Source organism: Paenibacillus sanguinis 2301083 = DSM 16941, assembly GCF_000374825.1.
GTDB classification, from domain to species: domain Bacteria; phylum Bacillota; class Bacilli; order Paenibacillales; family Paenibacillaceae; genus Fontibacillus; species Fontibacillus sanguinis.
The window spans coordinates 22,538-41,591 of sequence record NZ_KB895395.1; the positions used below are offsets into that span (position 1 = coordinate 22,538).

Annotated in this window: 18 protein-coding genes; 16 read left to right on the forward strand and 2 right to left on the reverse strand. The window is 49.8% G+C overall.

From position 1 onward, the window contains the following. The first annotated feature begins 10 nt into the window (after window positions 1-10). The 8 genes from purH (at window position 11) to C557_RS0120385 (ending at window position 9,753) form a co-directional block, all read left to right on the forward strand. Window positions 11-1,558: a bifunctional phosphoribosylaminoimidazolecarboxamide formyltransferase/IMP cyclohydrolase gene (purH, locus tag C557_RS0120350; RefSeq protein ID WP_026263597.1), complete on the forward strand. Its 1,548-nt coding sequence runs from the start codon at window positions 11-13 to the stop codon at window positions 1,556-1,558. A 1,373-nt stretch (window positions 1,559-2,931) separates the two neighbouring features. After that, on the forward strand, window positions 2,932-4,200 hold the full coding sequence (gene purD, locus C557_RS0120355; RefSeq protein WP_018753703.1) for a phosphoribosylamine--glycine ligase: 1,269 nt from the start codon (window positions 2,932-2,934) through the stop codon (window positions 4,198-4,200). Between the two features lie 185 nt (window positions 4,201-4,385). Further along, window positions 4,386-4,607, forward strand: coding sequence for a hypothetical protein (locus tag C557_RS0120360; RefSeq protein ID WP_018753704.1), 222 nt, complete (start codon window positions 4,386-4,388; stop codon window positions 4,605-4,607). Window positions 4,608-4,802: 195 nt separating this feature from the next. Next, the gene (gene ilvA / locus C557_RS0120365) at window positions 4,803-6,065 is read left to right on the forward strand and encodes a threonine ammonia-lyase IlvA (protein ID WP_018753705.1); all 1,263 of its coding nucleotides are present in this window, start codon (window positions 4,803-4,805) and stop codon (window positions 6,063-6,065) included. A gap of 275 nt (window positions 6,066-6,340) precedes the next feature. Beyond that, window positions 6,341-6,733: a GntR family transcriptional regulator gene (locus C557_RS0120370; protein ID WP_018753706.1), complete on the forward strand. Its 393-nt coding sequence runs from the start codon at window positions 6,341-6,343 to the stop codon at window positions 6,731-6,733. Then, window positions 6,730-7,428, forward strand: coding sequence for an ABC transporter ATP-binding protein (locus C557_RS0120375; protein WP_018753707.1), 699 nt, complete (start codon window positions 6,730-6,732; stop codon window positions 7,426-7,428). Before C557_RS0120370 ends, C557_RS0120375 begins: the two co-directional genes overlap by 4 nt. Continuing rightward, on the forward strand, window positions 7,425-8,165 hold the full coding sequence (locus tag C557_RS0120380; protein WP_018753708.1) for a hypothetical protein: 741 nt from the start codon (window positions 7,425-7,427) through the stop codon (window positions 8,163-8,165). Before C557_RS0120375 ends, C557_RS0120380 begins: the two co-directional genes overlap by 4 nt. A gap of 196 nt (window positions 8,166-8,361) precedes the next feature. Further along, a complete protein-coding gene (locus tag C557_RS0120385; RefSeq protein WP_018753709.1) occupies window positions 8,362-9,753 on the forward strand; it encodes an erythromycin esterase family protein in 1,392 nt (463 codons plus the stop codon). A 57-nt stretch (window positions 9,754-9,810) separates the two neighbouring features. Here the strand turns inward: C557_RS0120385 and C557_RS0120390 are convergent, their stop codons facing one another. Then, window positions 9,811-10,539: a hypothetical protein gene (locus C557_RS0120390; RefSeq protein WP_018753710.1), complete on the reverse strand. Its 729-nt coding sequence runs from the start codon at window positions 10,537-10,539 to the stop codon at window positions 9,811-9,813. Between the two features lie 185 nt (window positions 10,540-10,724). Between C557_RS0120390 and C557_RS0120395 the strand changes: the two genes are divergently transcribed. The 5 genes from C557_RS0120395 (at window position 10,725) to C557_RS0120415 (ending at window position 15,569) form a co-directional block, all read left to right on the forward strand. Then, window positions 10,725-11,549: an alpha/beta hydrolase family protein gene (locus C557_RS0120395; RefSeq protein WP_018753711.1), complete on the forward strand. Its 825-nt coding sequence runs from the start codon at window positions 10,725-10,727 to the stop codon at window positions 11,547-11,549. Between the two features lie 98 nt (window positions 11,550-11,647). After that, window positions 11,648-12,436 carry a DODA-type extradiol aromatic ring-opening family dioxygenase gene (locus C557_RS0120400; RefSeq protein ID WP_018753712.1) on the forward strand — a complete coding sequence of 263 codons (789 nt, stop codon included), beginning with the start codon at window positions 11,648-11,650 and terminating at the stop codon, window positions 12,434-12,436. Between the two features lie 183 nt (window positions 12,437-12,619). Further along, the gene (locus C557_RS0120405) at window positions 12,620-13,687 is read left to right on the forward strand and encodes a DUF3048 domain-containing protein (RefSeq protein ID WP_018753713.1); all 1,068 of its coding nucleotides are present in this window, start codon (window positions 12,620-12,622) and stop codon (window positions 13,685-13,687) included. A gap of 195 nt (window positions 13,688-13,882) precedes the next feature. Continuing rightward, window positions 13,883-14,497 (forward strand): DUF47 domain-containing protein, encoded by a 615-nt coding sequence (locus C557_RS0120410; RefSeq protein ID WP_018753714.1) that lies wholly within the window; start codon window positions 13,883-13,885, stop codon window positions 14,495-14,497. A gap of 82 nt (window positions 14,498-14,579) precedes the next feature. Next, window positions 14,580-15,569 carry an inorganic phosphate transporter gene (locus tag C557_RS0120415; RefSeq protein WP_018753715.1) on the forward strand — a complete coding sequence of 330 codons (990 nt, stop codon included), beginning with the start codon at window positions 14,580-14,582 and terminating at the stop codon, window positions 15,567-15,569. Between the two features lie 155 nt (window positions 15,570-15,724). On the opposite strand, the gene C557_RS0120420 is transcribed toward C557_RS0120415, so the two are convergent. Continuing rightward, a complete protein-coding gene (locus tag C557_RS0120420; protein WP_018753716.1) occupies window positions 15,725-16,237 on the reverse strand; it encodes a hypothetical protein in 513 nt (170 codons plus the stop codon). A 215-nt stretch (window positions 16,238-16,452) separates the two neighbouring features. Here C557_RS0120420 and C557_RS0120425 point away from each other — a divergent pair, with 215 nt between their 5' ends. The 3 genes from C557_RS0120425 to C557_RS0120435 are packed head-to-tail and all read left to right on the forward strand — an operon-like array spanning window position 16,453 to window position 18,497. Further along, a complete protein-coding gene (locus tag C557_RS0120425; RefSeq protein WP_018753717.1) occupies window positions 16,453-16,743 on the forward strand; it encodes a YerC/YecD family TrpR-related protein in 291 nt (96 codons plus the stop codon). A 14-nt stretch (window positions 16,744-16,757) separates the two neighbouring features. Further along, window positions 16,758-17,594 (forward strand): sirohydrochlorin chelatase, encoded by an 837-nt coding sequence (locus C557_RS0120430; RefSeq protein WP_018753718.1) that lies wholly within the window; start codon window positions 16,758-16,760, stop codon window positions 17,592-17,594. Window positions 17,595-17,615: 21 nt separating this feature from the next. Then, entirely contained in the window at window positions 17,616-18,497 is an 882-nt protein-coding gene (locus C557_RS0120435) for a diacylglycerol kinase (protein WP_018753719.1), read from the forward strand. Window positions 18,498-19,054 lie beyond the last annotated feature (557 nt).

A 19,054-nucleotide genomic window follows, 5' to 3' on the forward strand; every position in this document is an offset into this window, starting at 1 on the left:
GGAGCCGATTGTGAGTATAAAGAGAGCGCTCGTAAGCGTGTCGGATAAAACGGGCATCGTAGACTTTTGCCGTGAGCTGTCGCAGCTGGGAGTGGAAATTATTTCGACCGGTGGTACGAAGAACCTTTTGTCGAAGGAAGGGGTTCCTGTCATCGGCATTTCCGAAGTTACCGGATTCCCGGAAATCCTGGATGGACGGGTGAAAACTTTGCATCCGGCGGTTCACAGTGGTTTGCTAGCGGTGCGTGATAGCAGTGAACACCAGGAGCAAATGAAGGAATTGGGCCTGGACTATATCGACTTGGTCGTGGTGAATTTGTATCCTTTCCAGGAGACGATTGCCAAGCCGGATGTGGCTTATGAGGATGCTATCGAAAATATTGATATCGGCGGACCAACGATGCTTCGTTCAGCAGCCAAAAATCATGCCTTCGTCAGCGTGGTTGTCGATGCAGCCGATTATGGCATGGTGCTGGAAGAAATTCGTGCAGGCGGGGATACCGCACTGGATACACGCAAACGGCTGGCTGCCAAAGTATTCCGCCATACGGCTGCTTACGATGCTCTGATCTCGGACTATTTGTCCAATGTGAACGGTGATCCCTTGCCTGAACGCTACACGGTGACTTATGAGAAAATTCAAGATTTGCGGTATGGCGAAAACCCGCATCAAAAGGCAGCATTCTACCGCAAGCCATTGGCGGGTGGAGATACATTAACCCAAGCCGAGCAGTTGCATGGCAAGGAGCTATCCTACAACAATATCAATGATGCGAATGCAGCGCTGCAAATCGTTAAAGAGTTTGAAGAGCCTGCGGTGGTGGCGGTCAAGCATATGAATCCTTGTGGTGTAGGCGTGGGTTCCAGCGTACTGGAGGCTTACCAAAAGGCTTATGCAGCGGACCCGGTCTCGATCTTCGGCGGTATTGTAGCGGCTAACCGGATGATTGATGGGGATACGGCATTGTTGCTGAAAGAAATTTTCCTGGAAATTGTGCTGGCGCCAGGCTTTACTGAGGATGCGTTGAAGATTTTGACCCAGAAGAAAAATATTCGTCTGTTGAAGCTGGGTGGACTGGAGCTTGGTGCCAGCCGTAGCAGTCAGTTCGTCGTAACCTCGATCGCTGGGGGCATGGTGGTTCAGGAGAGCGATGTTCATACGTTGCAGGAGGCGGACCTTGCGGTAGTGACCGACCGCAAGCCAACGGAAGCGGAACTGAAGCAATTGCTGTTCGGCTGGAAGGTCGTTAAGCACGTGAAATCCAATGCGATTGTGCTCGCTAAGGATGATATGACCATCGGTGTGGGTGCCGGACAAATGAACCGCGTAGGGGCGGCGAAAATTGCGATTGAGCAAGCTGGAGAACAAGCCAAGGGCAGCATATTGGCATCGGATGCGTTTTTCCCGATGGGCGACACACTGGAATATGCGGCTAAAGCCGGCATCACAGCGGTCATACAGCCAGGCGGCTCGGTGAGAGACGAAGAGTCGATCAAGGTAGCCAACGAGCATGGCATTGCCATGGTGTTCACCGGCGTACGTCACTTCAAGCACTAAAAGGCCAAGCCAAACGGCAGACCGCTGCGGCGGCCTGTCGTTTTTCAGCTGGAAGTGCGGGGCTCCGGCGCGTCGTGTTTCGGCGCGTGAGCTCCGCCAAATAAAGGATGAGGGAGTAAAAAGGAGTGGAACATATAGGCAGTGGAACATATAGGCAGTGGAACATATAGGCAGTGGAACATATAGGCAGTGGAACATATAGGCAGTGGAACATATTAGGGCAGTGCGGAACACTTGCGGCTGCGGAAGTAGTTTTAGAAGAGACGGCTGGAAGAAGAGTTAAAGGATGACTGGCGAATGATTGGCGGGGGAGCATAAGAGTTAAGTGTTTAGCTAAGTGTTTAGCTAGGTGTTTAGCTAGGTGTTTAGCCATGGATGGAGAGAAGGAAGTGAGGTAAGTAGCTGGGAGTAAATTTAAAGTAGTTTTGTAATAGTTTGTGGAGTAGCTAGGCGAAGCTCCAGAGTATCTTAGAAGGGTATAAAATTTTTGTCTAAGAACCTGAGAGTGGCTAGGGAGCGCTTGTTAGAGTAGTTGGAGAGCAGCTAGTTAGCGACTGCTAGAGTAACTGGAGTGTGGAGGAATGTTGCTAATTGATCGTATGCGTACGGGTGCTCATTCCCTTAACACTTTTTGCTTATTAGCTGGAAAACCTCCTGTTAATTTGCTGATATTGGCCAAATAAGGTGAATTAGCTGGAAAACCTCCTGTTAATTCGTGCAAAAAAGGCTGTATTGGCCGTTTAGTCCCAAATTAGAGGGAGAATTTCCCACAAAATGTGGGGAATGAGCAAATGGAGTGAAATTAGCAGGAGGAATTCCAGCTAATCAGCGACTTCCCCGGGAGCTACGCTCAGGCCCCCCAATGTCCTGAATGACATCAGAAGAAGACTCCTGAACGTTATGCTGATGTGGAGGCTTTTATCCAGGATCTGAGGACTATCGACCGCAGCCTGCGAAAACTGTGTTTTCAGGTAACAAGTCCCGCTCTCACGCGAACAATCGACGCTCAACCTTAGTTACACTTACCCTCACTCGGTAATCCTTATATCAACTAGTCATGCGCTACATCTGCCCTGGGAGTTGGGCTACAGACCCATGCGCTACACATCTGTACTTGGAGTTATGCTACAGACTTTTAATCTAACCGCTCAGCAGTCGCACTAAAATTCGTAGCCAAGTTAAATTAGTTGAACAAGGTATCTTGCACGGTTAGGAGCACAGTTGAGCATTTGCAGCTAAAGGTTAGCAGTTACTTAAACAGTAAGTCAGCAGCTACTTGGACATGATGAGCTTTATATTTCGTAGTTAACCGTTAATAAGTTAATAACCGTTAAAGGAAACACCCAGGCAAGTATAGTTTGAGGAGGAGACGTATGGATATTTTGGTGATTGGCGGGGGCGGTCGGGAGCATGCGATTTGCTGGAGCTTGGCGAAGAGCCCCAAGGTCGATAAAATTTACTGCGCGCCGGGAAATGCCGGAATTGGACAGATCGCTGAACGAGTACCGCTTCAGGTGCATGAGTTCGAGAAACTAGCCGCCTTTGCCGAGGAGCGCAAGGTGGGGCTGGTGGTGGTTGGCCCCGATGATCCGCTGGCGGACGGCATTGTCGATGTGTTTGAAGCCAAGCAAATTCCTGTGTTTGGGCCGCGAAAAAATGCAGCCGAAATCGAGGGCAGCAAGACGTTTATGAAGGATTTGCTGCACAAATACGGCATTCCTACAGCCGCCTATCAGAAGTTTGATAATTACGAGCAAGCGTTAGCGTATTTGCGGAGCCAAGCCGTGCCAATTGTCATCAAGGCAGACGGACTTGCGGCCGGTAAGGGCGTAACTGTGGCTCTCTCACTTGAAGAGGCGGAAGCAGCTTTAAAGAATATCATGGTTGATAAGGTATTCGGTGCCTCTGGCAGCCAGGTCGTCATTGAGGAATTTCTGGAAGGGCAGGAAATGTCGATTTTGGCCTTCGTGGATGGGGAGACCGTGCGCCCAATGCCCGCTGCACAGGATCATAAGCAGGTCTATGACGGTGACAAGGGACCCAATACGGGCGGAATGGGCACATATTCGCCATTGCCTCACATTGCGGATAACATCATTCAGCAAGCGGTGGAGACCATTATCAAGCCTACCGCCAAAGCGATGGTGGCGGAAGGCCGTCCTTTCCGCGGCATCCTGTTTGCCGGGCTGATGATCACGCCGGACGGTCAGCCGAAGACGATTGAATTCAATGCTCGCTTTGGTGACCCGGAGACACAGGTCGTATTGCCGAGACTCAAGAGCGATTTGCTCGATATTTTCCTGGCGGCGATTAACGGTACCTTGGATCAAATTGATATCGAGTGGAGCGAGGAAGCGGCAGTATGCGTGGTGCTGGCTTCAGGCGGCTACCCGGCTTCCTATCCAAAGGGTTTGCCGATTCAAGGGCTGGACAAGCTCCCTTCCGGCGCATTAGTGTTCCATGCCGGAACAGCCAAAAATGAGGCTGGCGAATGGATAACGAACGGTGGCCGGGTGTTGGGTGTTGTTGGTTTGGGTGACTCCATTGCGGAAGCCCGGGATCAGGCTTATGCTGCGGCTGAGCAGATCGAGTTCGCTGGGAAGCACAGCCGGACCGATATTGCGGCAAAAGCGCTTATTTAGCAGCGAGGAAAAAAACGTCGCAGGTTTGGTTCGGTAAGAAGCAGATGGCGCACGAAACAGCCAGAGCCATAGCATTCAGTGTAAATGTTATAGCCAGCCACACAGTCTCCCGCAAGAAGGCTCACTCCCAAATTTGGATAAACGTCCAGGATAGGGAGATACTACGCGGGAGGAGGCGATCTATAGTGAGCGATAAAATGAAGGAAATGCTGCCGGTCTCGCGCGAAAAAGTGGAAACGGACGGTGTTTATCGCGACGAGTCGGGTCGCGAGGAATTGTTGCAGAAGGGCGAGGAATTTCCAACGGATCCGGTCTACGGTACGGTGGAATGGGAACTGACCGAGCTGGCTCAGGAGACCAACTCCAAGGGCCACACCGACGATCGCTTGATACCCAAGAAGGATTAACCCGTCCATTCCTTTGCAGTTGCATGTGCCTCTCCATATCTGGCCTTGGGCCTTGTGGAGGGGCATTCATTTTTTGTGCTGAAGCGGTTTATTCCCATTGTTCACCACAATTTTAGATAAATAGCTTGAACCGAAGGCGGTTTCAGGTGTAATTTTATAAGCATGAGAGATATAACCCAAAGTGAGGAGAAAGTCATGAACCAGGCGGAGAGACAAACGGTGGGCATGGAGGATATCGTTAAGGCGCACCATGTACTGAAAGAAGTTGTGGTTAGAACTCCGTTGCAGCTTGATGCGACGTTATCGTCAAAATATGAATGCAACGTTTATTTAAAGCGGGAAGATCTGCAAGTGGTCCGTTCTTTCAAAATTCGCGGGGCCTATAATATGATTCGCAGCTTGCAACCGGAGGATCTAGAGAAGGGGATCGTGTGCGCCAGTGCCGGGAACCATGCTCAAGGGGTAGCCTTCTCTTGCAATGCGCTTGGCATCCAAGGGAAGATATATATGCCTAGCACGACTCCTAATCAGAAGGTGAAGCAAGTCAAACGCTTTGGCGGTTCGCATGTGGAGGTCGTCCTCATCGGAGATACTTACGATGATGCTTACGCCGAAGCCATGAAGGCCTGTCGCGAAAATGGCATGACCTTTATCCATCCCTTTGACGATCCAAAGATCGTAGCCGGTAACGGGACGATCGGGATGGAGATCATGGAGAGCTTGACCTCACCGGCCGATTATGTGTTTGTGACCATTGGCGGGGGCGGGCTGGTCTCCGGCGTAGGCACTTATCTCAAAACGGTGAGTCCCACGACGCAAATGATTGGTGTAGAGCCGGCAGGAGCGGCATCCATGATCGCTTCGCTCAAGCAGAAAAAGGTTGTGACCTTGGAGTCTATCGACAAGTTTGTTGACGGTGCGGCGGTTAAGCGGGTTGGCGATCTCAACTTCGAGATTTGTTCGACCATACTGGATGATGTGGTACGCGTACCGGAAGGCAAGGCTTGTACGACGATATTGGAGTTGTACAATGACAGCGCAATTGTTGTGGAGCCCGCAGGGGCATTGCCCGTCTCGGCGCTGGACATGTACCGGGAGCAAATTCGCGGCAAGACGGTCGTTTGTGTGATTAGCGGTGGCAATAATGATATTGATCGGATGCAGGAAATGAAGGAACGTTCTTTGATTTATGAGGGGCTCAAGCATTATTTCCTGATTAATTTTCCGCAGCGGGCAGGCGCTCTCCGCGAATTTCTGGAAGAGGTTCTTGGACCAAACGATGACATCACCCGGTTTGAATATACCAAGAAGCACAACAAGGAGAACGGTCCGGCTCTGGTCGGCATTGAACTAAGCGATAAGGCTGATTATGCGGCTTTGGTAGAACGCATGGTGTCGAAAGGTATTGCTTATACGGAGCTAAACCGGGATTTGAATTTATTTAATCTGTTAATTTGATACATGGATAGGAGCAGGATGAGATTGAGGTTGTCCCTTAAGGACAGCTTCTTTTTTTTGAAATGGCACTTTACAACACCAAACTACTAGTGTACTATTTAACTATAACACCAATACAATAAAGGGATGAATAAATTAATCACAGATGAACAGGAGCCGGATTTATTATATTCCAAAAAAAGGATACTGCGTAGTGAAAATGAAGTTGCTCTTAACTGTGAGCATCTGCCCGCTCGCAGTTCTGCGGCATACGGCGGAAAGGAGCACACGGAATCATGAGCATTGAATTTGACAATAACTTACCAATTTATTTACAAATCATGAATTATTTAAAGCGCGAGATCGTGACTGGCAAACTGAAGGCCGGCGATAAAATTCCTTCGGTACGCGAGCTTGCAGCCGAGCTGCAAATTAATCCGAATACGGTGCAACGGACTTTTCAGGAATTGGAGCGTGAAGCTGTTGTGGAAACAAAACGTGGGCTGGGCAGATACGTGACGAGTGAGGAAGGGAAAATTATGAGTATCAAAAAAGAAATGGCGGGAGATTTGCTGGACCGTTTCATCGGTGGCATGCAGGAGCTTGGCTTCTCCAGTCAAGATATCGCTACGATCGTTAGTGAAGCCGTGAAGACGAAAGAACCGCAGCAGAAAGGGGAACTCAAATGAATCCATTGCTGGAAGTACGTGAAGTATCAAAGACTTACGGGGGGAAGATAGCTCTGCATCAGGTTTCACTGAACCTGAACCCAGGCAAGATTATCGGATTGCTCGGCACGAACGGCAGCGGGAAAAGCACACTGATGAAGGCGGTCGCTGGGCTGATCCATCCTACACAGGGGCAAATCCTGGTCAGCGGTATGCCAGTGGGCCTGGGAACGAGGTCGCTAGTGTCTTTCATGCCGGACCGCCCGTTAACGGAATCCTGGATGAAGGTGCGTGATGCCATCAGCTTCTATCAGGATTTTTATGCCGATTTTGACCAGCAGAAGGCTCGGATGATGCTTGATTTCATGGGATTGCGGGCAAATGACCGAATCAGTGCCTTGTCCAAAGGGATGAATGAACGGTTGCAATTGACCCTGACGTTATCGAGAAATGCCAGACTGTATTTGCTGGATGAGCCGATTGGCGGTGTAGACCCCGTAGCCAGAGGCAAGATCCTGGACGCCATTGTGGAGTTCTATAATGAGGACGCAAGTCTCGTGATCTCTACGCACCTGGTGCGGGACATTGAACGGATATTTGACGAGGTTGTCTTCATCCGCGATGGAGAAGTAGTGATGCAGGAGGAAGTGGAGAACCTGAGGATTAAATACGGCAAAAGCGTTGACGACATGTTCAAAGAGGTGTTTGCAGAATGATGATGCTATTGAAATACGAATGGAAACGGAATGCCAATACTTTACTGAGCGTATTCTTCGTACTTATTGTTGCTCAAATTGTTGTTGCGACTGTAGGGCATTATGGCAACTGGATAGACGCCGGGACTGTAGCGCTGAGCATCATGATGTATGTGGCGGCAGTGATGATTATGATTGTCACGGTCTCCAAGACATTTAGCTACAACATCAGAGCTTATCATTGGCGTTTATTGCCGGTTCACCCGGTATGGACGATACTTTCTCCCCTTTTGCTAAGCTGGCTCGTTCTAATCGTGCTTCTGGGGATCATGGCCATTCATGGTGGACTGTATTTTCAATTCTCGGATTACCCTTTTGGATTAGAACAAGTAGTGAACTCCCTTGTTCTGGGTGACTGGTTATTAGTTGTTGGACAAATTGTATGGTTATATACTTTGCTGATTATAGTAATCTTTGTCTCCATGCTGATCGGGGCCAGCGTAAGCATTCGGGGCAAAGCCGGAATCTGGATAGCTATTCTTTCCTTCTTTATTATTCAGTATGTTCTGTTCTGGGTCGAGGATGTGTTCTTTAGCGAAGATACTTCAGGCTTCATGTCCGGTGTCCTTGAATCCGAATCGGGGGCAGTGACCATTGAAGCCGTCCTGACTTGGGGGCCGTTCCTCTTTGAATTTGTTGTCGTCTGTTTGTTTGTCTGGATGATGAGCTATTTACTCAAGAGACGGGTACAAATATAGAAGCGTGGTGAAAAAATTGCTTATCGAATCGAGTTCAACGGGAGGGATAAGTGCATCGTTCACTTCTAGGGTTTTTATTGCCTGGGCCCTGCCTTATTCCAAACAGCCTTTGTGGGGCTGATGTTCTTCGCAACCGTATATTTGATTAACCGGAAAGTGGAAATCTAGAAAACTTAACTTAGGAGACAGGGTAAATATGAAGATGGGGTTCAATAAACTGACCGGAGTGACCGGAGTGATGCTATCGTTGGTACTGGTCTGCTCCATCGTGTTGGCGCCCGTCAACGCTTTGGCCGCAATTGATCAGAGTCAGATGGAATGGCTGAAGAAAAACGTCCAGCAGCTATCGTCGCTGGAGTCAGAGGATTACAGCGATCTTGCCTTTCTAAAGCCGCTGTTGAAGGACAAAACCGTCGTCAGCCTCGGGGAAAATTTTCACCAGGTGGCCGAATACAGCAGTATAAAAACCAGGCTGATCAAATTTTTGCACGAAGAGATGGATTTTGACGTGATCGCTTTTGAATCGGGGATGGGGGATGCGGCGGCCGTATTCGAGACGCGGGATTCCCTTACCCCGGAGGCGATGATGGGCGCTTCGATCTTTCCGATCTGGCATTCCAAGGAAACCTTGGAGCTGTTCGACTATATCAAAGAGCAGGGAAAGGGCGACAAACCACTGTACCTGGCGGGGTATGACAATCAGTTTACGAGCTTTTATTTGACCCAGTTTATTGGCGAGGGAATTGCGAAGCTGGACTTAAATAAGGGAAAAGCTTTTTTTCAGATGGAATTGCAAGCGATCACGGATTGGTACGAAGTTCTTGATAAATACGAGCTTTTCGCCAAAGATCCGGCTTACAAAAATGAAATGCAGGCTGTGATCGACAAATATGTGCCTCAATATAATGAAGTCATCAAGTATGTCGAGCAGCACCGTACCGAACTAGCAGCCTTTTATCCCAATCAGCCTCATATCGATGATATTTTTCTGAAATCCTTGAGCGACCATGTCGCTTTTCTGGAGAGCGGGCTGGAGGAGGCAAAGGATGCCTATTCTTCCCGGGATGAGTTGATGACACAAAATCTGGAATGGGTGATGCAGACGCTGTATCCGGGGAAAAAGGTAATTTTATGGGCCCACAATGACCATCTGGCCAAAAACACCTCGAAAATGCGGGTGAAGGAAGACGGTAAATGGATTTATAGCTTTACGAGCATGGGCGAACTGACGTACCGGAAGCTGAAGGATAAAATGTATGTGATCGGACTTTACATGAATCGCGGCTCATCCGTGACGATCACTTCACAAAAGCCTTTTACGATCAAGCCTGCGATAGAAGGAAGCCTTGAGCACCTGATCATGCAAAGCGGTTACGCAAATTCCTTTATTGATTTGAGTAAGCATAAAGTGAAGGAAAAGCGAAATGCCTGGATGTTCCGGCCGATTTATGCTTCCGAGGACGGCATGACCTCTGAACAGGTTCTGCCGAATGTAATGCGGTTTATCCCGAAGGAGCAGTATGACGGAATTATCGTCATTGACAAGATTAAGGCTCCGACACCAGTTCATGCAATGAGCAACGAGTAAGTAAAAGGGGGCGGCAAGCCGTACATGGCTGCAGTGCCCCCTTTTGATATGCTGTGATTATAATTTGGACCGGCGGCTGAAGAAAAAAAATTGTCCTGCCAGGCCAACGACAAAGATGATAAGGCTGTCCCAGGGCGATACAGTGAACGACGGCATGATCCGGTTAAGTAGTGCCCCGATGAGAATGACGCCAACCGCAATCCCGATATAAAGGCCAAAGGAGCGAAGATTGAAGCTGCGTGCGGCGGGACGATGGGGGACTCTATTGGCAGAATCCCCAGCTTGGGTACTCTCCTGCTCTGTTCTGCCGGGATTGGCAAGGAATCGGGTCACCAATTCAATAAGAACGATGGACAAGCCGGCCATAATGAGCAGAGAAGAACTGCTGATTACCACGTAGTCCATGCTGCCGCTGAACCATTTGCTGAAGAAGCCGGTGATCATGTAAATAAAGAAAATCCAGGTCAAGGCCACCCATGGGATCATAATATAATAGCGAATCTTGGCCCCCAGAGTACGAGGTTTCCCCCTTGACATATCATCAACTAATTGTTCACAGTAGGCATTTGGATCGTCTCCGAACAAATCTGCTGCAGACACTCCCTTGCTTTGGCTATGAACCACCTGCCGAGCCAGGTCAACCAGGAGTTCCTCGCCTTTTGCTACGGGCAAAGGGTTGGCATCGGAGTAGATAAATTCGAGCATTTGGTTAAAATAAGCTTGGTTATCCGGATTCATTTGCCGATAAAGCGGCTTCAATTCGCCGGTCATCTTTTGCGAATTCATGATTAGGCGTTCTCCTTCCGGTCTGATTATCCCTCGTAGTATACTGCAAGTTTTACCTTGTCTGCAAGGAGCCGATTGACACCCGACAACCGGCAATGATAAGATCATTTCATAAATCATATTAAACACATCGGAATTAATTAAATAAAGTTCCTGTTAGGAAACAGATAGGGGGAAGCGCCAATATGGAAAGACAAATGATTATTAAGCATGCCAGTGAGGAAATTGCGGCCAGTATTCATTATCCTCTCCAAAGCAAGCAGGAGGGACGCTGCCAACGCGCTCCACTCGTCATTATCTGCCACGGATTCGTAGGCAACCGAATCGGGGTAGACCGATTGTTTCTCAAGACGGCCCGTGATTTGGCTGCGGATGGATATCTTGTGGTTCGCTTTGACTATCTGGGCTGCGGAGAGAGCAGCGGCAGCTACGGAGAACACGGTATAGAGTCACTGATTGCCCAGACTCGGGCCGTGCTGGATTATAGCTTGGGGGCATTTGATATCGACCCTACCCGAGTAGCCCTGATTGGACATAGCCTGGGCGGAGCCATTGCCCTGCTAACGGCGATCCGCGATCGTCGGGTTAAGAATCTGGTACTGTGGGCCTCTGTAGGATACCCTTACAGTGATATTGTGAAGATCACTGGACGGAAGGTATATGACCAGGCGGTCAAGCAGGGTATCGCCGATTATCTGGGCTACGGGCTGACTAAAGCCTATTTCGATTCCCTTGGCGAATTCCAGCCGTTCCAGGAGGCTTCTAAATTTACAGGTGATGTGCTGGTTGTGCATGGCACCTCGGATGATGATATTCCGGCAGATTATGCTTTCTTGTATCAGAAGGTATTTTGGTTGCGTTCAGAAGGCCGTTGCGACAAGGATATTATTTTCCAGGCCAATCATACGTTTTCCACGGGCGAGCATCAGCAACAACTGATCCGCAAGACGAAGGAATGGCTGGGGGGGCTGGAGGCGGCTCAGGTGGAATGGCAGAATTGGATGATTTAGAAGATGAACCCTGCCCAGATCATATGAAAGTGGTAAAATACTTTCTGAAAGGATACAATGGAGGTGTAACCATACTGGTGTAGGGAGGTTTGAGAGTGATGTCTCAGCCTGCATTGTTTGTCGCACATGGATCACCTACTTTAGCTATTGAACAAAACGATTATACCGATTTTCTCCGGCGATTGGGACAAGAGACGCTGAAGCCGCCCAGAGCCATCGTGGTGTTCACAGCTCATTGGGACTCACCGATCCAATGGCTAACGTCGGATGCACAGCATACGACGATGCATGATTATTACGGATTTCCGGATGAAATGTACACGATCGATTATCCCGCACCGGGTAACCCGGAGCTAAGTGAAGAAGTGGGAGCGATATTTCAGAACCACAACCTGCCTTACAAACGTTCGGAGGGAAGAGGACTTGACCACGGAGCTTGGATCATCTTGCGGCTGATGTTTCCGGAAGCCAACATTCCGGTCATCGCCTTGTCGGTAGATTCCAAGCGAGCGCCAGAGGAGCAATATGCTATCGGCAAAATGCTGTGTGAGCTGCGGCACCGCAATATTCTGGTCATCGCTAGCGGTGGACTGGTGCACAATTTGCGCTTGCTTGACAGCAAGGCGGATGGACCAGCTAATTGGGCGGTCGAATTCGACGACTGGATCGGTGAACAACTGCAAAGCTGGAATTTGCAGACGTTATTTGACTATGAACGCAAGGCCCCGCATTTGCGGATGGCAGTTCCCTCTTATGGGAAGGAGCATTTTGTACCGTTATTGTATGCTATGGGCGCGGCCGATAATGAACGCCGGGCAGTCAAGCTGTTTCAGGATTATCAATTAGGCAGCTTAAGTCTGAATTGCTGGCGGTTTGGCGGAGAATAGTTGCCCACTAAGCTTGCTAAATAAGCGCAGAACCCGTATGTGCGGGCTCTGCGCTTTTGTATGTTATATAGAGGGCTGTTGTGTTGAACCCTTCGGTCTTTGTCTTCCCTGAGCAAGCCGAATCAACGTATAATAGAGGTTATTCAATGGTAGAAAATTCAGGAATAACGGAGGAATCGCATTTTGAAATTATCCAAGCTTATTTCCATATTGCTGCTGTTCTGCTTGATCTTGCTATCTGCCTGCGGAGACGCAGGTCAAACGGCCCTTCCCGCAGAGGGAATTGCACCTCCCCCGGTGATTGAACCGTATGGATCTGAGGAAACTGTGGAGCCTTCGGCTCCTGCCTATATCGCTCCGCTGACGGGAATGCCTTCGGAAGTTCCAATCACTCAGCGTCCGCTGGCCATCATGATTAACAATGCCCCTGCGGCCCGCCCACAGTCAGGCTTGATCGATGCCGATCTGGTATACGAGGTGCTGGCTGAAGGCGGAATTACCCGTCTGGTATCGATATACCAAAGTAAGGCCGACAACGTCAAAATTGGTCCCATCCGCAGCATCCGTCCTTATATGATCGATTTGGGGGAGAGCCATCATGCGGTCACGGTGCATGCGGGTGCCAGCAATGACGCTTACGCGATTCTGCAGGCCAAACGCAAGGATGATTTGGATGAGATCACGAATGCCGGCTCTTACTTCTGGCGGGACAAGTCCCGGAAGGCTCCCCATAACTTGTACTCCAATGTGGCAACCTTGCTGGAAGGGGCTGTGAAGCGTGGCTTCGAGACGGAAGCGGAGCGCACGTCAGGTTACATATTTTACCCGGAAAAAGAAGGGCCCGACAGTTTGGAAAAAGCGAATACGCTAGAGATCAAATTTCAATTAGACAGCTACCGGGTTGGCTATGAATTTGACGCGGCCGCCGGTGTATATAAACGGTCAATCAATCAGAAGCCCCATAACGATCTGGAGAGCGGAGAGCAGCTTACCGCTGCAAACGTAGTTGTGATGGGAGCAGACCATCGGGTACTGGACGATATCGGACGGTTGCAGGTTGGCCTGACCTTGGGGGGAGAGGCCATATTGTTCCAGCAAGGACAAGTGGTCCGTGCACGATGGATTCGGGAAAACAACGACATTATCCGGTTTATTAAGGATAACCAGGAAGTGCCAATGGTTCCCGGAAATACTTATATTCATATCGTGCCGAATGCGCCTGATTTCGACAGTCATGTAAAGGCAGAGTAAACAGAAAAAATAGATAAAATGAGATATTGTGGTTATATAAGGATAACTATGGAATTATTGTGGGGAATGTTTGCGAAATTAGGTGAAATGTTTGCGACAATATTAACTATGTGTTAAAAGGTTGTGATAAGATAGTCAAGGCTATGTAAAATTTTTTTCAGAAGTAGCCTATACCGAGAAAAGGGGGGGAACCTGATGCGAGTTAGAAAGAAAGATATTTTCTTCCAGACGTTGGAGAACATGGCGGATGCGATTGTGCATTCGGCTGATTATTTTACGCAGCAGGTAGCGGAATTCAAGGATGTTGAAGCCTTCGCCAAACGGATGAAGGAATTCGAATCCCAGTGTGATGAGTACACGCATACGATTATTGTCGAACTGAACAAAACTTTCATCACACCGATCGAGCGTGATGACATCATGCATTTAATCACCGCGCTGGATGATGTGATTGACGGGCTTGAGGCCACAACATCGCGTTTCTTTATGTATCATTTGACGGAGCCGGATGAATACATTGTCCGTTTTGCTGAAATTTTGCGTACATCGGCTTATGAGATTCAGAAGGCGGTTCACTTGCTATCCCAGAAGAAGCTGCTGGCTATCCGCGAGTATACGATACGCTTGAATGACTTGGAGAACCAGGGCGATGAATTGCTGCGAATTTGCATTAAGGAATTGTTTATGAAGGTTACCGATCCGATCGAGCTGATCAAGAAGAAAGAAATCTATGAACGGCTTGAAACGACGACGGACGCATGTGAGAAAGTCGCTAACATGCTGGAGTCCATCATCATGCGTAATTCTTAAGAACTTTCATTATATTCGATTCCCGGGAGGTTGGAATTGCGCGGATTACACATAGAGAGAAGGCCATCTGTGCAAAAGAGCTATGGATACGAGTTTACTGATAATTTTAATCGTTATCTTCTTGGCGCTGGCATTTGATTTCATCAACGGGTTTCATGACACGGCTAACGCCATAGCAACCTCAGTGTCGACGCGTGCATTGAAGCCGCGCACGGCGATTATGATGGCAGCGGTCATGAACTTCTTGGGTGCGATTATGTTCACCGGTGTCGCCAAGACGATCGGTGGCAGCGTGGCTGATCCCGCGAAGCTGGATAACGGTCTGGAGATACTTATCGCTACGTTGCTGGCGGCGATTATCTGGAATCTGATTACCTGGTGGTTCGGGATTCCTTCATCCTCATCGCATGCCTTGATCGGCTCCCTGGCGGGTGCGGTATATGTCGGTGCCGGATCTGAGAAGTTGAACTGGAGCGGATTCAAAACTATTATTGAAGGTTTGATTTTTTCCCCACTGCTGGCCTTTGGACTAGGCTTCATCGTGATGATGGTTCTGAAATGGATCTTCGCACGCCGCAGTCCGCATTCGGTCAACAAAGGCTTCCGGTCGATGCAAATTCTCACGGCCGCATTGCAGAGCTTCACGCATGGTACAAATGATGCGCAGAAGGCGATGGGTATTATTACGTTTGCTTTGGTTACAGCCGGATTCCAGGATCATATGGAAGTACCGCTGTGGGTTAAGCTTTCGGCAGCTACGGCGATGGCGCTAGGAACGTCGATCGGCGGCTGGAAAATTATCAAGACGATGGGGACCAAGATATTCAAAATCGAGCCGATCAATGGCTTCGCTTCGGATATCTCAGCGGCAACCGTTATCTTTGGAGCTACGCTGTTTCACTTGCCGGTCAGCACTACGCATGCGATTACATCGGCAATTCTGGGCGTCGGCTCTGCCAAACGCTTCTCCGCTGTACGTTGGTCAATGGCGGGGCGAATTGTCATTGCTTGGGTCATTACGATTCCGATTGTATTCCTGATGGCCGGAGGAATTTATAAATTGTTGTTCTAGGTAATGCAGCGTAGAAAGCCAATCTTTGGAGATTGGCTTTTTTGAATTGTCAGGCCTCCAATTTATGGCTGCTGATATAAGATAGTTGTGAGGGCGCACCACGGGTTCTGAATCGGGTGGCGGCAACGTCAGGCCCAAGCAGCAACGCCGCCGAATTAACGGCGGCGTTTGCCTGATTTACCGGACTTGCCTGAGGTGCTCTTTTTGCCGGATGTACTGCGCTTACGGTTGCCAGAGCCTCCTGAACTGCTCTTTTTGCGCTTGCCGGACTTGCGGCGCCGGGGGCGGTACTCATCCATGCTTCCGGCCGAGCTGTTTTTGCTGCCAGGCAGGAAGGCAGTAAACATCTTCGCCATAGGAGCGAATTGCTGCACGGTTTGCATGACCTTCTGGACCTGACCCACTTTGTCCAGGATCCCGTCGATCCCCCCCAGCCGGTCCACCATCCCCTTCAAGTCGCTAATACTTGGCAGGGACAGACCACTACCGGAGGCTGCCGGCTTGGGTGTAACCGGACTGACGGGCGTGGGCCCTTGTGACGGGGAAGAGAAGGGCATGAGTGCTGAGGATTGGGCTTTGATCTCATAAGGATTCAACCCAGGGTAGTATTCGCTGTATGGATAAGACGGGGGCAGTTGGCTTTGCCGTGGATCGTAATGTTGTGGCATAATATCACTGTCCTTTTTTATAATTAGGCGATTCTATCACTATACTGTATGTGCCCGGTGGACTTGGCGTATGGACGAATGTCCCGGTCATGGTAGGCGTTTGCGGATTTTGGGCGTTCTTTCTGTGATGCGTGAAACCGTTAATGCTTGAAAATGTGTATGCCCCTCAGGTACAATGAGAATGGGTTACAGTAATTCTAGGGGATGATTATGGAGTGCAACTGAAAAAATTAAACGACAAGTCAATCGACCAATTATTCGAGGCCATCTTAACGTTGAAAAACATCGAGGAATGCTATACTTTTTTTGACGATCTTTGCACTGTCAATGAAATTCAGTCTCTGTCCCAGCGTCTGGAGGTAGCGCGGATGCTTGGCAAGGGCAATACTTACAACCAGATTGAAGCGGAGACGGGAGCCAGCACGGCCACGATCTCACGGGTGAAACGTTGCTTGAATTACGGAAATGATGGATACAAAATGGCCCTGGACCGTCTGGGCCGTTAAGCACGGTGGCAGATATGGTGTCTGACAAGCTGCATCCCAGACTGGAAGAAATATCTTCCGGTCTGGGTGTTCTTCGTAAGCCTGGCGTGCTGGTGATCAGTCACGGTTCAGCGGATCATTACTGGGTATCCCTTGTGGATGAGGCGGTAGAGGCGGCCAGGGCGTACCTGCCTGCAGAGCTTCCAGTCTACAGCTCTTATCTGGAATTGGTACCGGGGCGTCTTATTCAAGATGGAATCAACTCGCTGGAGGCGCAAGGGGTGACGGACATGATCGTCATACCTTTCTTTGTGTCCTCAGGCAGTACACATATCGATGAAATTGCCTATGCTCTTGGTGTAAAGGCGGCGCCGGAGAAGGAAACCGAAATGAAGCGACTTCGTGTTTCGGCTCGGGTGCTTTTTGGCGATCCTGTAGATGATGATCCTCTGGTGGCGGAGCTGGTGTGGGATAAGGTCAAGACGCTATCGGTCAAGCCTGAGCGGGAGGTTCTGCTGCTCGTTGGCCATGGAAGTCGGCATACTGCATTTTTGCAGCGCTGGGAGCGGGGGATTACCTCTCTGGCTGAACGGACTGGACAGCTTAGTGGTCTGGCTGCTGCTGATGTAGCGTTTTTGTCTCCCGACACGCTAAGCGAGAAGGTCAGGTATTGGACAAAGGAGCGGAACATGGAGGTACTGGTGGCGCCATTGTTCCTGAGCTCGGGTTATTTTACAAAAAGAACGATCCCGGGAAGGCTGGAGGGCCATGAGGGGTATCGCTATGCCGGGGAGTCCCTGTTGCCCCACCCCTTGCTTGCTCGCTGGATGTCACAGCAAATATTGAATATAATGAAGTTGTTTACATTATGATAATCAGGTGGCGTTGACCTTATGAAGAGAGCTAGGCTGATCTATAATCCAACCTCGGGAAGAGAGGAAATTCGGCGTTTGCTGCCGGATGTGCTGGAGCGGCTGGACCGTCACGGCATCGAGACTTCATGCCATGCGACAACAGGGGAAGGCGATGCGACGCGGGAAGCGGCCTGGGCCGTGGAGCGCGGCTATGACATCATCATTGCCGCCGGCGGAGACGGCACACTGAATGAGGTCGTCAACGGCATGGCGGGGCTTAACAACTTGCCTCCGCTTGGCGTGTTCCCCATGGGAACGACCAACGATTTTGCCCGCGCGATGGGGATACCCCGGCGTTGGGAGGATTATTGCGACCTGGTCATCGAAAATAAAACCAGACCCATAGACATCGGCAGGGTTAATGGCCGCCATTTCATTAATATTGCGGGCGGCGGTACGCTGACCGAATTGACATATGAGGTGCCCAGCAAGCTGAAGACGCTGATTGGACAGTTGGCTTATTACGCGAAGGGTGTCGAGAAGATGGTCAGTTTGTCGCCAACGCAATTAATCATTGATGCGGAAGGCTACGATATCGTCGAAGGCGAGTTCATGCTGTTCCTGATCGCTAACAGCAATTCGGTGGGCGGTTTTGAGAAGCTGGCACCCGACGCGCGTATCGATGACGGATTGCTGGATGTCATTGCGGTGAAGAAATGCAATCTGGCGGAATTTATCCGCCTGGTAACACTAGCCCTGCGGGGCGATCATCTGGATGATCCACATGTGGCTTATTTCAAGACATCGCGGATGGCTGTGACCTCCCCAGGGCAAGTGCAGCTCAATCTGGACGGCGAGCTCGGCGGCGAGCTTCCTGGCGTGTTCGAGGTGCTGCCGCAGCATTTGCATATTTTTGCTTAGGGGTTAGCGCTTTTGTAGTGCGAGCTAGTGGGGCAGGGCGAGCTTTGTCTGGACTGGGCAGGGCAGGGGAAGTTCGGACTGCTCAAGCGGGAAGGGGGCCAGTCCGGACTGCCAGAGTCAAGTTCGGACTGATCAAGTCCAGACTGACCAAGCTTAGGAGAACCCGGTCCTCCGGGCTGACTCCGAATAATCAATGTCAGAGCCGATGAAGCCCAAGCTTTGGCCAGTTTAGCCAAACTAGCCTGACTGACCTGATCTGCTTTGATCTGACAAATTTAGCCTGATCTGACCTGACTAATCTAGCCGATGTGACTTGACTAATCTTGGCCTGACAATCTAGTCCATAATTGTCTGTACAAGCGTGCCAATACCTGTTGTGAACTTGATCAGTCCCTCACCGGATGGGTGGGGGATTTGGCATGTTTGTGTTGGTGAACAAGAGGGCGGGAGAGATCAGGCATAGCACGGAAAGTGATTAAAGGTTAGGATAAGCGAAGGTAGCTGTATGTTATGGACAATAGTTGGAAAATGAAAGTGTAGGGGCACAAAGGGGAGAA